Here is a 15,025-nt window from a genome sequence, read left to right as displayed (position 1 = left end):
CGTCGACGAGCCTCTGCGCTGCCGCCGTTCGGCAATGTCGAACACTACCGGTCCTTGCCGACCTCCCGCTAATACGCGGCGCACATCCGTCTCCTTCCCTTGTCCGGCGCCACCCGGTCGAGTTCGGCGCGCGCGGCCCGCCCGGGGCGTCCCGGGACCGCGCCGCCGTCGTACTCGTACGCACGGGGTCCTTTCCGCACGCCACGCCCGTCCGCCCCGTGGACGTCCCGTCCGGACCGTGGCGCTCCGGGCTACCCTGACGGCGTGCGCCTTCCATGGGAAGCGCAAAGCCGACAGCCGTCGCACTCCAGGGAGCATCATTCATGGCCTCGTCGCCGAACCCCTCTTCCCCCTCGTCCGCGGCAGCGGAGAGCCGGACCCGAACCGACGCCCTCCGCCGAGCGCTCGCCACCCGGGTGGTGGTGGCCGACGGCGCGATGGGCACGATGCTCCAGGCACAGGAACCGACGCTCGAGGACTTCGAGAACCTCGAAGGCTGCAACGAGATCCTGAACATCACCCGGCCCGACATCGTCCGCTCCGTCCACGAGGCGTACTTCGCCGTCGGCGTCGACTGCGTCGAGACGAACACCTTCGGCGCCAACCACTCCGCGCTCGGCGAGTACGACATCCCCGAGCGCGTGTTCGAGCTGTCCGAGGCCGGTGCCCGCATCGCCCGCGAAGCCGCCGACGAGTTCACCGCGTCCAGCGGACAGCAGCGCTGGGTGCTCGGCTCCATGGGCCCCGGCACCAAGCTGCCGACCCTCGGCCACGCCCCGTACACCCTCCTGCGCGACGCCTACCAGCGGAACGCCGAGGGCATGATCGCCGGCGGCGCGGACGCCCTGCTGGTGGAGACCACCCAGGACCTGCTCCAGACGAAGGCCGCCGTCCTCGGCGCCCGCCGCGCGCTGGACGCCACCGGACTGGACCTGCCCGTCATCGTCTCGGTCACCGTCGAGACCACCGGCACCATGCTGCTCGGTTCGGAGATCGGCGCCGCACTGACCGCCCTCGAACCGCTCGGCATCGACATGATCGGCCTGAACTGCGCCACCGGGCCCGCCGAGATGAGCGAGCACCTGCGCTACCTGGCCCGCCACTCGCGCATCCCGCTCTCCTGCATGCCGAACGCTGGCCTGCCCGTCCTCGGCAAGGAGGGCGCGCACTACCCGCTGACGGCTCCCGAACTGGCCGACGCCCAGGAGACCTTCGTACGCGAGTACGGCCTCTCCCTGGTCGGCGGCTGCTGCGGCACCACCCCGGAGCACCTGCGCCAGGTCGTCGAGCGGGTCCGCGAGCTGTCGCCCGCCCCCCGGGACCCGCACCCCGAGCCCGGCGCCGCCTCCCTCTACCAGACCGTGCCGTTCCGCCAGGACACCGCCTACATGGCGATCGGTGAACGCACCAACGCCAACGGTTCCAAGAAGTTCCGCGAGGCCATGCTGGAGGGCCGCTGGGACGACTGCGTGGAGATGGCCCGCGACCAGATCCGCGAGGGCGCGCACATGCTCGACCTCTGCGTCGACTACGTGGGCCGTGACGGCGTCGCCGACATGGAGGAACTCGCCGGCCGCTTCGCCACCGCCTCCACCCTGCCGATCGTCCTCGACTCCACCGAGGTCGACGTGCTGCGTGCCGGACTGGAGAAGCTCGGCGGGCGCGCCGTCATCAACTCGGTCAACTACGAGGACGGCGACGGCCCCGAGTCCCGCTTCGCGAAGGTCACGAGGCTCGCCCAGGAGCACGGCGCCGCGCTGATCGCGCTGACCATCGACGAGGAGGGCCAGGCCCGCACCGTCGAGACCAAGGTCGCCATCGCCGAGCGGCTGATCGAGGACCTGACGGCCAACTGGGGCATCCACGAGTCGGACATCCTCATCGACTGTCTGACCTTCACGATCTGCACCGGCCAGGAGGAGTCCCGCAAGGACGGCGTCGCGACGATCGAGGCGATCCGCGAACTCAAGCGCCGCCACCCCGACGTACAGACCACACTCGGCCTGTCGAACATCTCCTTCGGTCTCAACCCGGCCGCGCGCGTCCTGCTCAACTCGGTCTTCCTCGACGAATGCGTCAAGGCGGGCCTCGACTCGGCGATCGTCCACGCCAGCAAGATCCTGCCGATCGCCCGCTTCGACGAGGATCAGGTCAGCACCGCCCTCGACCTGATCCACGACCGGCGCCGCGAGGGCTACGACCCGCTCCAGAAGCTGATGGCCCTGTTCGAGGGAGCCACCACCAAGTCCCTCAAGGCCGGCCGCGCCGAGGAACTGGCCGCCCTGCCCCTGGACGAGCGGCTCAAGCGCCGCATCATCGACGGCGAGAAGAACGGCCTGGAGCAGGACCTCGACGAGGCGCTCACGGAGCGTCCCGCCCTCGACATCGTCAACGAGACGCTCCTCGACGGCATGAAGGTCGTCGGCGAACTCTTCGGCTCCGGCCAGATGCAGCTCCCCTTCGTGCTCCAGTCGGCCGAGGTCATGAAGACCGCGGTGGCCCACCTGGAGCCGCACATGGAGAAAGTCGCCGACGGCGAAGACGCGGTGGGAAAGGGCACCATCGTCCTTGCCACCGTCCGCGGCGACGTGCACGACATCGGCAAGAACCTCGTCGACATCATCCTGTCCAACAACGGCTACACGGTCGTCAACCTGGGCATCAAGCAGCCCGTCTCCGCGATCCTGGAGGCCGCCCAGGAGCACCGCGCCGACGTCATCGGCATGTCCGGCCTCCTGGTCAAGTCCACCGTGATCATGAAGGAGAACCTGGAGGAGCTGAACCAGCGCAAGCTGGCCGCCGACTACCCCGTCATCCTCGGCGGCGCCGCCCTGACCCGGGCATACGTGGAGCAGGACCTGCACGAGATCTACGAGGGCGAAGTCCGCTACGCCCGCGACGCCTTCGAGGGCCTGCGCCTGATGGACGCGCTGATCGCCGTCAAGCGCGGTGTGCCGGGGGCCGCGCTGCCGGAGCTCAAGCAGCGCCGGGTACGGCCGGCGGCCACCGTCGTGACCGAGGAACGGCCGGAGGAGGGGCACGTCCGCTCCGACGTCGCCGTCGACAACCCCGTGCCCGAGCCGCCGTTCTGGGGCTCGCGCGTCATCAAGGGCATCCAGCTCAAGGAGTACGCCTCCTGGCTCGACGAGGGCGCCCTGTTCAAGGGCCAGTGGGGCCTCAAGCAGGCACGCACGGGCGACGGCCCCACGTACGAGGAGCTCGTGGAGAGCGAGGGCAGGCCCCGGCTGCGCGGACTGCTGGACCAGCTCCAGACCGGCAACCTGCTGGAAGCCGCCGTGGTCTACGGCTACTTCCCCTGCGTGTCCAAGGACGACGACCTGATCCTCCTGGACGAGCGGGGCAACGAGCGCACCCGCTTCACCTTCCCGCGCCAGCGCCGCGGCCGTCGCCTCTGCCTCGCCGACTACTTCCGGCCCGAGGAGTCGGGCGAGACGGACGTCGTCGGCCTCCAGGTCGTCACCGTCGGATCCCGGATCGGCGAGGAGACCGCCAGGCTCTTCGAGGCCAACGCCTACCGCGACTACCTCGAACTGCACGGCCTGTCCGTGCAGTTGGCGGAGGCGCTGGCCGAGTACTGGCACGCACGCGTGCGTGCCGAACTCGGCTTCGGGGGAGAGGACCCCGCCGCCGTCGAGGACATGTTCGACCTCAAGTACCGCGGCGCCCGCTTCTCCCTCGGTTACGGCGCCTGCCCCGACCTGGAGGACCGCGCCAAGATCGCCCGGCTGCTCGAACCGGAGCGCATCGGCGTCCACCTCTCCGAGGAGTTCCAGCTCCACCCGGAGCAGTCCACGGACGCGATCGTCATCCACCACCCCGAGGCGAAGTACTTCAACGCACGCTGAGTCCTCCCGAGCACGCCCGGCACGCCGGACGCCCTGAGCCCGCCCCCGCGAGGGCGGGCTCAGGCGTGACACGAGGCATGCCCGGGCGTCCCTGGAGGCATGTGCGAGCGTCCGCCGAGGCATACCCGCCGGACACGTCGTACACTGGTCGGTCCACTGCAGGCCGGCTGCCCCCTGATCGAAAGGGGCAGCCGGCCTGACCGTCCCTCAAGGAGGTGCGCCCGGATGACCAGTACGGTCCCCGCGCTCGGAACCCGTACGGCCGAGGGCTCAGCCCTGCAGGCCGTACTCCTCGACATGGACGGCACCCTGGTGGACACCGAGGGCTTCTGGTGGGACGTCGAGGTCGAGGTCTTCGCCTCCCTCGGCCACGTCCTCGACGACTCCTGGCGCCATGTCGTGGTGGGCGGCCCCATGACCCGCAGCGCCGGCTTCCTCATCGAGGCGACCGGCGCCGACATCACCCTGGCCGAGCTGAGCGTGCTCCTCAACGACGGGTTCGAGGACCGCATCGGCCGGACGCTCCCGCTGATGCCGGGGGCCGCCCGACTCCTCGCGGAACTCGCCGCGCACGAGATCCCCACCGCCCTGGTCTCCGCCTCGCACCGGCGCATCATCGACCGCGTCCTGGCCTCCGTGGGCCCCCAGTACTTCGCGCTGACCGTCGCGGGCGACGAGGTCGAGCGGACCAAGCCGTTCCCCGACCCGTATCTGCTGGCGGCTGCGGGGCTCGGCGCCGACCCGGCCCGGTGCGCGGTCATCGAGGACACCGCGACCGGCGTCGCGGCCGCCGAGTCGGCCGGCTGCCACGTGGTCGCCGTGCCGTCCGTGTCGCCCATCGCGCCCGCCCCGCGGCGCACCGTCGTGTCGTCTCTCGAAGAGGTGGATCTGCGATTTCTGCGGGGCCTCGTGACGGCGGAAATGCGCTAGAAGTTCACTCAGCGTGTGGGACCGAATGCGCGGAAATTGCCGGAGTGACGGCCCGGGCAATTGACAGCCAAGCCGGATGGCCGAATTCCGGTACCTGTCAGCCGAGTTGACACTGTGACGTTCCTCACGCATCCGGGGGTCGACAACAAGGCGGCGTTGTGCTGAATCCCCCTTTTCGGGGGTACCGGGTGTGCCCTTGTGTCCTGATTGGTGGAACCGTGCGCGTTTCCTTCCGCTGTCGGGTTTTCGGTGCGTCCGCGCCCGGTTTCGCAGCGTGATGGCAGGGTGGCTCCCGTCCCTGTGAGCCGCCGCGCAGGCGCGGACTAATCTCGTCGCGAGAACCTCGCCACAACTCCCCGTGATCCGCAGCACCACCCCTGCATGCCGGGTACACGGACTCGACAGCTCTGGAGAAACTCGAGCATGAACCGCAAGACTTTGGTGCTGCCGGCGATCGTCGGCCTGCTCGGCCCCGTACTCGCCGGCTGCGGTGGGTCCGACAGCGGCAGCAAGGACGGCGACGCGATCGTCGTCGGCACCACGGACCGGTTCACCGTCTCGAGCGACGCTCCCGCGCCGCTCGACCCGGCGTACGCGTACGACGTCGGCACCTGGAACATCCTTCGCCAGACCGTGCAGACCCTCATGACGCAGCCGCGCGGCGACGGCGATCCGCAGCCCGAGGCGGCCGAGCAGTGCGGCTTCACCGACTCCGGCAACGAACGGTACGTCTGCACCCTGCGCAAGGACCTCCAGTTCTCCAACGGTGACCCCATCACCGCGAAGGACGTGCAGTTCTCCATCAACCGCGCGCTCTCCCTGAAGGCCGACAGCGAGGTGTACGCACTGCTGTCCACCATCGACACCGTCGAGACCCAGGGAGACCGGGAGGTCGTCTTCCACCTCAAGACGGCCGACGCCACCTTCCCGTTCAAGCTGTCGACGCCGGTCGCCGGCATCGTCAACCCCGACGACTACGAGAAGGGCAAGCTGCGCGACGGGTTCCAGGTCGACGGATCCGGTCCGTACACCCTCGAGTCCGAGGTCAAGGACAACGAGCTCGTCAAGGCCGTCTTCACCAAGAACCCCCACTACAAGGGGCTCCTGAAGCCGAAGAACGACAAGGTCGAGCTGCGCTCCTTCACGAGCGCCGACGCCATGGGCGCCGCGCTCGACAAGGGCGACATCGACCTGATGACCCGCCAGATGACGCCGAAGCAGATCCAGCAGCTGTCCAAGAAGTCCGGCGACGTCGACCTGGTCGAGATGCCCGGTCTGGAGATCCGCTACCTCGGCTTCAACACCACCGCGTCGACGGTCAAGTCCAAGGCCGTCCGCCAGGCCATGGCCCAGCTCGTCAACCGCGGCGAGCTCATCTCCAAGGTGTACGGCACCCAGGCCCAGCCCCTCTTCTCGATGGTCCCCGCCACCATCACGGGCCACAGCAACTCGTTCTTCAACGAGTACGGCGACCCGAGCGCCGCGAAGGCCAAGGGGCTCCTCACCAAGGCCGGCATCTCCACCCCGGTGAAGCTCACCCTGCACTACACGACGGACCACTACGGCACGGCCACCAAGGCCGAGTTCGAGGTCCTCAGGACGCAGCTCAACAACAGCGGCCTGTTCGACGTCGACATCAAGGGCGAGGGCTGGGACAAGTTCCGTCCCGCCGAGATGGCCGGCAAGTACGACGTCTACGGCATGGGCTGGTTCCCCGACTTCCCGGACGCCGACAACTACCTGGCGCCGTTCCTCGACAAGAACAACACCCTCGGCTCGCCCTACGCGAACGGCGAGATCCGCAACACGCTGATCCCGGAGTCGCGTCGCGAGGCCGACCGGCTCAGCGCGTCGAAGAGCATCTCGGAGATCCAGGACATCGTGGCCTCGGACGTACCGCTGCTGCCGCTGTGGCAGGGCAAGCAGTACATCGCCACCCGCGACGACATCACGGGCGCCGAGTGGGCCATCAACTCCTCCTCGACCCTCCAGCTGTGGGAGCTCGGCCGCGGTCTCTGACCCGCCGACGGCTTCCCCGGCCCCCGGGACCCTCGGCGGTCTTCCGGGCCGCACGTTCCAACGACAAGGCACATGCAAGTGAATACGCGTAACCAGTGGCCGGTCCTGTCCGTCGTGACGGGGCTGGCCGCCGGCCTGCTCGCCGGATGCGGCGCCGACACGGGCGGCGCCGGCGCCGGCTCCTCCGTAGTCATGGGGATGTCCGACGACGTCCTCGCGACCGACCCCGCCGCCGGCTACGACCCCGGATCGTGGCTGCTGTTCAACAACGTCTTCCAGTCGCTGCTGAGCTTCCCCAAGGGCGGTACGGAACCCGAGCCCGAGGCCGCCAAGGAGTGCGCCTTCACGGACACCGGGACCACGGTGTACCGCTGCACCCTGAACGACGGTCTCAAATTCAGCAACGGCGACGTGCTCACCTCGAAGGACGTCAAGTTCTCCTTCGACCGCCTGCTGAAGATCAACGACGACACCGGCCCCGCGATCATGTTCCCCATGCTCGACGAGGTGACCACACCGGACGCGAAGACCGTCGTCTTCCGGCTCAAGTACGCCGACGCCACCTTCCCGAGCAAGATCGCCTCGGGTGCCGGCTCGATCGTGGACCACCGGCAGTACTCCGCCGACGGACTGCGCACGGACGGCGGGGCGGTCGGCTCGGGCCCGTACAAGCTGGACTCCTTCGACAAGGACCAGGCCGTCTTCTCCGTCAACGACAACTACCGGGGCGCCGCCGAGGTCCACAACTCCGGCGTGACCCTGAAGTTCTTCCACGGCGACCGCTCCGCCCTGAAGAACGCGCTGCTCGCCGACCGCGTCGACGTCGCCTACCGAGGCCTCGCCGCCGACGACATCGCGGACCTCGACAACGCCACCTCCACCGGCAAGGGCATCGAGGTCATCGAGGGCGCCAGTGCCGAGGTGCAGCACCTGGTCTTCAACATGGACGACCCGGTCGCAGGCAAGCTCGGCGTGCGCAAGGCCATCGCGTATCTGCTCGACCGCGAGGCCCTGGTCGGCGATGTCTACGAGCACACGGCGACACCGCTGTACTCGATCATCCCGGCCGGCGTCACCGGCCACGACACGGCGTTCTTCGACACCTACGGGGGCCGCCCCTCGGAGTCGAAGGCGCGGGCCGCACTCCGGGAGGAGGGTGTCAGCGGCAAGGTGAAACTGACCCTCTGGTCGACTCCCTCGCGTTACGGCCCGGCCACCGACGACGAGTTCAGGGCGATCGCGCGGCAGCTCAACGCGAGCGGGCTGTTCGACGCCACCGTGCGGTCCGTCGGCTTCGACCAGTACGAGAAGGACATCGCCGAGGGCAGGTACGGCGTGTACGTGAAGGGCTGGGTACCCGACTACCCGGACCCGGACAACTTCACGGCTCCCTTCTTCGGCAAGGGCAACGTGCTGGGCAACAACTACACGAACAGCACGATCACGTCCCAGCTCATCCCGAGGACCGCCGCGGAGAGCGACCGCTCCTCGACCGACTCGGACTACGCGCGGGTCCAGAGCATCGTCGCCGACCAGATCCCCGTCATCCCGGTCTGGCAGGCCAAGCAGTACGCGGTGGTGCGGGACGACGTCTACGGCCTCGAGTACTGCCTCGACGCCTCGACGGTCTTCCGCTTCTGGGAGATCAGCAAGGACTGACCCCCGACGCACCCACGGGACCCGCGGTAACGCGAGAGGGCGTCTCCTTCCGGCCGGAAGGAGACGCCCTCTCGCGTACCACGACGGCCGCCCGGTGCGCGGGCGGGCCGGTCACTGGGCGCCGGGACGCACCAGCCCGCTCTCGTACGCGTACACCGCCGCCTGCACCCGGTCGCGCAGACCCAGCTTGGTGAGGACGTGCCCCACATGCGTCTTGACGGTGGTCTCACTGACGAACAGGTCGGCCGCGATCTCCGCGTTCGACAGGCCGCGGGCCACCAGCTTCAGCACCTCGACCTCCCGCTCGGTCAGCGTGTGCAGGGTGTTCGGGACCTGCTCGTCCCCGGACGGCAGATGGCCCGCGTACTTGTCGAGCAGGCGGCGCGTGATGCTCGGCGCGAGCATCGCCTCGCCCGCCGCGACGACCCGGATCGCCTGCACCAGTTCGTCGGCCGGCGCGTCCTTCAGAAGGAAGCCGCTGGCGCCGGCGCGCAGCGCCTCCACCACGTACTCGTCGAGGTCGAAGGTGGTCAGGACCAGAACCTTCGCCGGACCGTCCCGGCCGGGGCCGGTGATCTGCCGGGTCGCCTCGACCCCGTCCATCCTCGGCATGCGGATGTCCATCAGAACCACATCGGGCTGCAGGGCACGTACCTGGTCGAGTGCCTGGAGGCCGTCTCCGGCCTCGCCGACGACCGCAAGATCCTGCTCCGCCTCCAGGATCATCCGGAAGCCGGTACGCAGCAGCGGCTGGTCGTCGACCAGTAGGACGCGGATGGCCACGTAAGTCTCCTTCGCTAGTCCGGCCCCATTCTGCCCTGCGCGCCCGAAGCGGACTCGGGCGCCCTGACGGGGAGCGGATACGGCGGGGGAGTACCGCCGAACTCCGGGCACACCGCCCGGTGGTCGCACCAGCCGCAGAGCTTGGTGGGCCGCGGCCGCCAGTCGCCCGTCTCCGTCGCCTCCCGGATCGCCTCCCACAGCGCGAGCAGCTTGCGCTCGACGCGCTCCAGGTCCGCGATCACCGGGTCGTACGTCAGCACGTCACCGCTGCCGAGGTAGACGAGCTGGAGCCGGCGCGGGACGACCCGCTTCAGCCGCCAGACCACCAAGGCGTAGAACTTCATCTGGAACAGGGCGCCTTCGGCATACTCCGGGCGCGGGGCCTTGCCCGTCTTGTAGTCGACGATCCGCACCTCGCCCGTCGGTGCCACGTCGACGCGGTCGATGATGCCGCGCAATTTCAGCCCGGAGTCCAGACTCGCCTCGACGAACATCTCCCGCTCGGCCGGTTCGAGCCGGGTGGGGTCCTCCAGCGTGAACCAGCGCTCGACCAGCCGCTCCGCCTCGCCGAGCCAGCGCGCCAGGCGCTCGCCCTCGGGGTCGTCGGCGAACAGCTCCACGACCTCCGGCCTGGTCTCCCGCAGCCGGTCCCACTGACCGGGGATCAGGGACCTGGCGCGCGGCGCCGTGCGCTCCGCGGCCGGTGCGTCGAAGAGACGCTCCAGCACCGCGTGCACCAGCGTGCCGCGCGTGGCCGCCTCGCTGGGCTTCTCCGGCAGCTTGTCGATCACCCGGAACCGGTAGAGCAGCGGACACTGCATGAAATCGCCCGCGCGTGAGGGCGACAGCGACGCGGGGGGCGCGGGCGCGGCCCTCGCGACCGGTCCGGCGACGGCGACCGGTCCGGCGACGGCGACCGGTCCGGCGACGGCGACCGGTTCGGCGACGGCGGTCAGGGCGGCGGGCGTCACCGGCTCTGCCGCCCGGGCGGGCACGGCGTCCGCCACGACGGTCACCGGGGCCCCGGCCACCTCCGACGGCGCGGCCGTGCCGATGCCGTCCGCCGGGGCCTGCGGGGTGCCGGCCGCATCGGTCCGCGCCACGTCGCCGACGCCGGTTGCAGCCGCGTCCTCGGTGCTGGTGTCCATGACGACAGACCATACGGCCCGGCACCGACAGTCCCCCAGCCGCGGCTGGGGCGACGGCGCGGAAAACCCAGGGGGTGCCGGGGCGGAACGCGCCGCGACGGCCGCATACCATCGACCGCAGACCCTCCCGCCCTGCATGATCGGGAGTGGGGGACGCTTCGAACGAGGGGACATCGTGGACGAGAGCGGCGGGAGCGGGCAGCCGCGGTCCGGCAACGACGGGGCGACCGGGGCTCACACGGATCCGTCGGCACCCACGGCCGCCGGGACCGGGCGCCCGGTGGCGCGGCGGCACGACACACCCCAGGAACCCACGCCCGCGCCCCCGGGCCACACCCACGAGACGCTTCCCGGCGACGGCACCCCGGCGCCGACAGGCGGTGCTCCGGCCCCGGCCGGCACGCAGGTGACGCTCCCGGGTGACACCACCGCGACACCAGTCGGCCACGGGACGGCGCCCGGCGCCCGGACGACACCCGAGGGTGCTCCGGCTGCGGACGCCCAAGGCGGCACCCACGGCCCCGGCGCCGCGACGCCGGACGCTCGCGAGGCGACTCCGGCCGCCTCGGCGACCGGCGACCACGGCACGGCCCACGCCGCCGGCGCTGCCGCCCCGGGCGACCATGACAGGCCTGTGTCCGACACCCCCGCGGGTCCGGCCCGGCACGGGAGCGCTCCCGGCGCCGTCCCTGTGGCCGCGGGCCCCCACGGGACGGCTCCCGGCGACAGCTCTGCGGGCGCGGGCCCCCACGAGGCGGCGCTCGGCGGCGTGACACCTTCCGGCGACGGCCATCCGATGCCCGGCGACCACCCGACGCCTCCGCTCGGTAGCCCTGTGGGACCGGCCCGGCACGGGAGCGCTCCCGGCGCCGACCCTGCGGCCGCGGGCCCCCACGGGACGGCACCCGGCGTCGGCCCGGCCGGCGCGGGCGCCCACGGAGACGTGCCCGGCGACACCCCTGCCGGCCAGGACAACGCCGGGGCCGCACCCGGCGTCAGCCCCGCAGCCCCGGCGCGGGCCGGTCACGCCGAGGCCGCCCCGGAACATCCCGGAACACCCGAGGCGCCCTCCGGCCCCACAGGCCGGCCCGAGCCCCGCGCCGAAACCACTCCGGCCGGCGCCGGTCCCGAAGGCCCCCAGCCCCGGCCCGACCGCGACCGCGGTGACGGCCCGGCCGGCGGTCCGGCCCCGACGGTTCCCCCGGGAGCCGACGCGCAGGGCACCGGCGGCCCGACGGGAGGCGGCCGGCGGACGCCCCCGCCCGGCAACCGCAAGGGCCGACCGCCCCGACGGGGCAAGGAGCCCGGCGGCGGGCTGCTCATGGGACGCCCCTTCGGCGTCCCCGTCTACGTCGCCCCCAGCTGGTTCCTCGTGGCCGCGCTCATCACCTGGGTGTTCGGCGGCCAGCTCGACCGGGTGCTGCCCGAACTCGGCAACCTGCGCTACCTCGTGTCCCTCTTCTTCGCCGTCGCCTTCTACGCCTCCGTGCTGGTGCACGAACTGGCCCACACCGTCGCCGCCCTGCGCTTCAAGCTGCCGGTGCGCCGGATCCAGCTCCAGTTCTTCGGCGGGGTCTCGGAGATCGAGAAGGAGTCCGAGACACCCGGCCGGGAATTCGTGCTGGCCTTCGTCGGCCCGCTGCTCTCCCTGATCCTCGCGGGCCTCTTCTACCTGGCCGTGCAGGCCGTCGAACCGGGCACCGTCCCCGGCGTACTGCTGGCCGGCCTGATGATCTCCAACCTGATCGTCGCCGCCTTCAACCTGCTGCCGGGACTGCCCCTGGACGGCGGCCGGATGCTGCGCGCCGTGGTCTGGAAGATCACCGGCAGGCCCATGAGCGGCACGATCGCCGCGGCCTGGGTCGGCCGCGCGCTCGCCGTGTCCGTACTGATCGGACTGCCCCTGCTCACCCAGTCCGGCGCGCTCGGCGACGCACCCGACGAGATCGGCGGCATGGACACCGTCATGGACGCCCTGCTCGCCGCGATCCTCGCCGCGATCATCTGGACCGGCGCGGGCAACAGCCTGCGCATGGCCCGCCTGCGGGAGCACCTGCCGGAGCTGCGCGCCCGCTCGCTCACCCGCCGCGCGGTCCCGGTGGAGACCACCACGCCCCTGTCCGAGGCCCTGCGCCGCGCCAACGAGGCCGGGGCCCGCGCCCTGGTCGTCGTCGGCGCCGACGGCGAACCCCTCTCGCTGGTCCGCGAGGCAGCCATCGTCGGCGTACCGGAACACCGTCGCCCCTGGGTCGCGGTCGGCGGACTCGCCCAGGACCTCACCGACGGCATGCGGATCTCCGCCGAGCTCGCGGGGGAGGACCTCCTCGACGTGCTGCGGGCCACCCCCGCCACCGAGTACCTGGTGGTGGAGGACTCGGGCGAGATCTACGGCGTCCTCTCGGCGGCCGACGTCGAGCGCGCCTTCGTCAAGGCGATGGCCCGCCCCTCCTAGCGATCACCCCGGGCGGCCGCGGAGCAGCGCACGGCGGCTCCCGGCCCGCCCGCCGGGACCCCCTGCGGGTGGTCCGCGGCCCCCGCCGGGACCGGTAGGCTGGTCACATGTCCGAACCGACCGGTGCCGCCCGCAGGCGCGGGCCCTTCGAGGTCGGGGACCAGGTTCAGCTGACCGACCCCAAGGGCCGCCACTACACGTTCACGCTCGAGGCCGGGAAGAATTTCCACACCCACAAGGGTTCCTTCCCCCACGACGAGCTGATCGGCGCTCCCGAGGGCAGCGTTGTCCGCACCACGGGGAACGTCGCCTATCTCGCGCTGCGCCCCCTGCTCCCCGACTACGTCCTGTCCATGCCCCGCGGCGCCGCCGTGGTCTACCCCAAGGACGCGGGGCAGATCCTGTCCTTCGCGGACATCTTCCCCGGCGCGCGCGTCGTGGAGGCGGGGGTGGGCTCCGGCTCGCTCAGCAGCTTCCTGCTGCGCGCCGTCGGCGACCAGGGCATGCTGCACTCCTACGAGCGCCGCGAGGACTTCGCCGAGATCGCCAAGCAGAACGTGGAGCGCTACTTCGGCGGCCCGCACCCCGCCTGGCAGCTCACCGTCGGCGACCTCCAGGACAACCTGAGCGACACGGACGTCGACCGGGTCATCCTCGACATGCTGGCCCCCTGGGAGTGCCTCGAGGCCGTCTCCAAGGCGCTCGTGCCCGGCGGCATCCTGTGCTGCTACGTCGCCACCACCACCCAGCTCGCGCGCACCGTCGAGTCCATCCGCGAGATCGGCTGCTTCAACGAGCCGACCGCCTGGGAGTCGATGGTCCGCAACTGGCACATCGAGGGCCTGGCCGTCCGCCCGGACCACCGGATGATCGGCCACACCGGCTTCCTGCTCACCGCCCGCCGTCTCGCGGACGGCGTCGAGCCGCCCATGCGCCGCCGCCGCCCCGCCAAGGGCGCCTACGGCGAGGACTACGCGGGCCCCAACGCCGACGGCGGAGGCCGCTGACCCGACGGGCACAGCCCTCGGCATACCCAACGCACCACCGCTGTGGCCGAGTTCCCGGAAACGACCGGGAACTCGGCCACAGTGCTTTTCCGTTGAAGAACCCGTACGGGTACCCACCCCGCGGTTCCGCCGCACTGTGACGTGTGGCACCATGCAGGCCACCCCCACCGGTACAGCCCTCACAGGAGACGCTCCGAGTGCAGCAATCCGCCGTCCCGGAACTGGCACACACGCACACCCGCCCCGTCCACTGGGTCGCCACGGCCACCGCCCTCGCGGGAGTCGTCGCGCTGTCCTCCGTCCTGCAGCCCGACGCGGCGACAGCGGCCCAGGCGGCGGGCACCGACCACAAGGCCGCCCCGGCCGCGACCGCGCCGCCCGACCCCGCGGCGGTCGCCTTCCCGATCGAGTGCGGTTCCGCGAAGGTGCTGGTGCAGAAGACAGCGTCCGGGGACCTCGACGGGGACGGCCGCCCGGAGACCGTGGCCGTCGTCCGCTGCGACGCGGGCTCCGGCACCCCGCCGAACGGGGTCTACGTGCTCACCCGGGGCGAGGGCGCCGACAAGCCGCGGATCGTGGCCACCCTGGTCGATCCCGAGGACCGCCTGAGCGTCTCGGACTTCGCGCTGCGCGACGGAGCCGTCACGGCGACCCTGCTCGGCTACTCCTCGGCCGCCGTACCGAGTTGCTGCCCGGACGTGAAGCAGCGAGCCAAGTGGCAGTGGAACGACGGCGCTTTCGTCCGCTCGAAGCCGGCCGAGGCGCGGACCGTGTGAGGTATCCGCACCGGCGGTGACGCCCGGTGCCCGTCAGATCACCCGGCGTCCGGCCCGTAGACCTCGACCCTGTCCGAAACGCGCCGCACGTGGATGCAGTCGCCCGGGCACTCCTTCGCGGAGTCGGCGACGTCCCGCAGAAGCGGCAGAGGTACGGGCGTTGTGGCGCCCGGCGCCTGGAGCAGTTCGTCGTCCCCGCTCTTCACGTAGGCCAGACCGTCGATGTCCAGCTCGAAGACCTCGGGCGCGTACTGGGCACAGATGCCGTCGCCGGTACACAGATCCTGGTCGATCCAGACCTCGAGCGCCTCGCCGCCGACTCCTGCCTCCTGCTGCACGGTCATTTCTCCTGCCGTTTCCTGCGTCGAGCGATCCGATTCGCCGG

10 protein-coding genes are annotated in these 15,025 nt (G+C 71.2%); 7 read left to right on the top strand and 3 right to left on the bottom strand.

Features of this window, described 5'->3' with window-relative positions; genetic code table 11:
- Positions 1–323: 323 nt before the first annotated feature.
- From metH to ACFYP4_RS27745, 4 genes are all read left to right on the top strand, one after another.
- Complete coding sequence (gene metH / locus ACFYP4_RS27760; protein WP_388788976.1) at positions 324–3,866, top strand: methionine synthase; 3,543 nt, start codon at positions 324–326, stop codon at positions 3,864–3,866.
- Positions 3,867–4,091: 225 nt separating this feature from the next.
- A complete protein-coding gene (locus ACFYP4_RS27755; protein ID WP_358853471.1) occupies positions 4,092–4,796 on the top strand; it encodes an HAD family phosphatase in 705 nt (234 codons plus the stop codon).
- A 423-nt stretch (positions 4,797–5,219) separates the two neighbouring features.
- The gene (locus ACFYP4_RS27750) at positions 5,220–6,815 is read left to right on the top strand and encodes an ABC transporter substrate-binding protein (RefSeq protein WP_358853470.1); all 1,596 of its coding nucleotides are present in this window, start codon (positions 5,220–5,222) and stop codon (positions 6,813–6,815) included.
- Between the two features lie 78 nt (positions 6,816–6,893).
- On the top strand, positions 6,894–8,474 hold the full coding sequence (locus ACFYP4_RS27745; RefSeq protein ID WP_388788972.1) for an ABC transporter substrate-binding protein: 1,581 nt from the start codon (positions 6,894–6,896) through the stop codon (positions 8,472–8,474).
- A 111-nt stretch (positions 8,475–8,585) separates the two neighbouring features.
- Here the strand turns inward: ACFYP4_RS27745 and ACFYP4_RS27740 are convergent, their stop codons facing one another.
- Complete coding sequence (locus ACFYP4_RS27740) at positions 8,586–9,257, bottom strand: response regulator transcription factor (RefSeq protein WP_358854617.1); 672 nt, start codon at positions 9,255–9,257, stop codon at positions 8,586–8,588.
- A gap of 14 nt (positions 9,258–9,271) precedes the next feature.
- Positions 9,272–10,405 (bottom strand): RecB family exonuclease, encoded by a 1,134-nt coding sequence (locus ACFYP4_RS27735; RefSeq protein ID WP_388788967.1) that lies wholly within the window; start codon positions 10,403–10,405, stop codon positions 9,272–9,274.
- A 796-nt stretch (positions 10,406–11,201) separates the two neighbouring features.
- On the opposite strand from ACFYP4_RS27735, the gene ACFYP4_RS27730 reads away from it, so the two are divergent.
- The 3 genes from ACFYP4_RS27730 to ACFYP4_RS27720 all read left to right on the top strand — a co-directional run bounded on the left by ACFYP4_RS27730 (position 11,202) and on the right by ACFYP4_RS27720 (position 14,640).
- The gene (locus ACFYP4_RS27730) at positions 11,202–12,857 is read left to right on the top strand and encodes a site-2 protease family protein (protein WP_388789205.1); all 1,656 of its coding nucleotides are present in this window, start codon (positions 11,202–11,204) and stop codon (positions 12,855–12,857) included.
- Positions 12,858–12,964: 107 nt separating this feature from the next.
- The gene (locus tag ACFYP4_RS27725; protein WP_388788964.1) at positions 12,965–13,864 is read left to right on the top strand and encodes a tRNA (adenine-N1)-methyltransferase; all 900 of its coding nucleotides are present in this window, start codon (positions 12,965–12,967) and stop codon (positions 13,862–13,864) included.
- Positions 13,865–14,061: 197 nt separating this feature from the next.
- Entirely contained in the window at positions 14,062–14,640 is a 579-nt protein-coding gene (locus ACFYP4_RS27720; RefSeq protein WP_358854620.1) for a hypothetical protein, read from the top strand.
- Between the two features lie 38 nt (positions 14,641–14,678).
- Here the strand turns inward: ACFYP4_RS27720 and ACFYP4_RS27715 are convergent, their stop codons facing one another.
- The gene (locus tag ACFYP4_RS27715) at positions 14,679–14,984 is read right to left on the bottom strand and encodes a ferredoxin (protein ID WP_358854621.1); all 306 of its coding nucleotides are present in this window, start codon (positions 14,982–14,984) and stop codon (positions 14,679–14,681) included.
- Positions 14,985–15,025: the final 41 nt, after the last annotated feature.

Source organism: Streptomyces sp. NPDC005551, assembly GCF_042871785.1.
Lineage (GTDB): Bacteria > Actinomycetota > Actinomycetes > Streptomycetales > Streptomycetaceae > Streptomyces.
The sequence above is the reverse complement of the archived record's forward strand: the minus strand, read 5'-3'. Positions and strand labels throughout refer to the sequence as shown.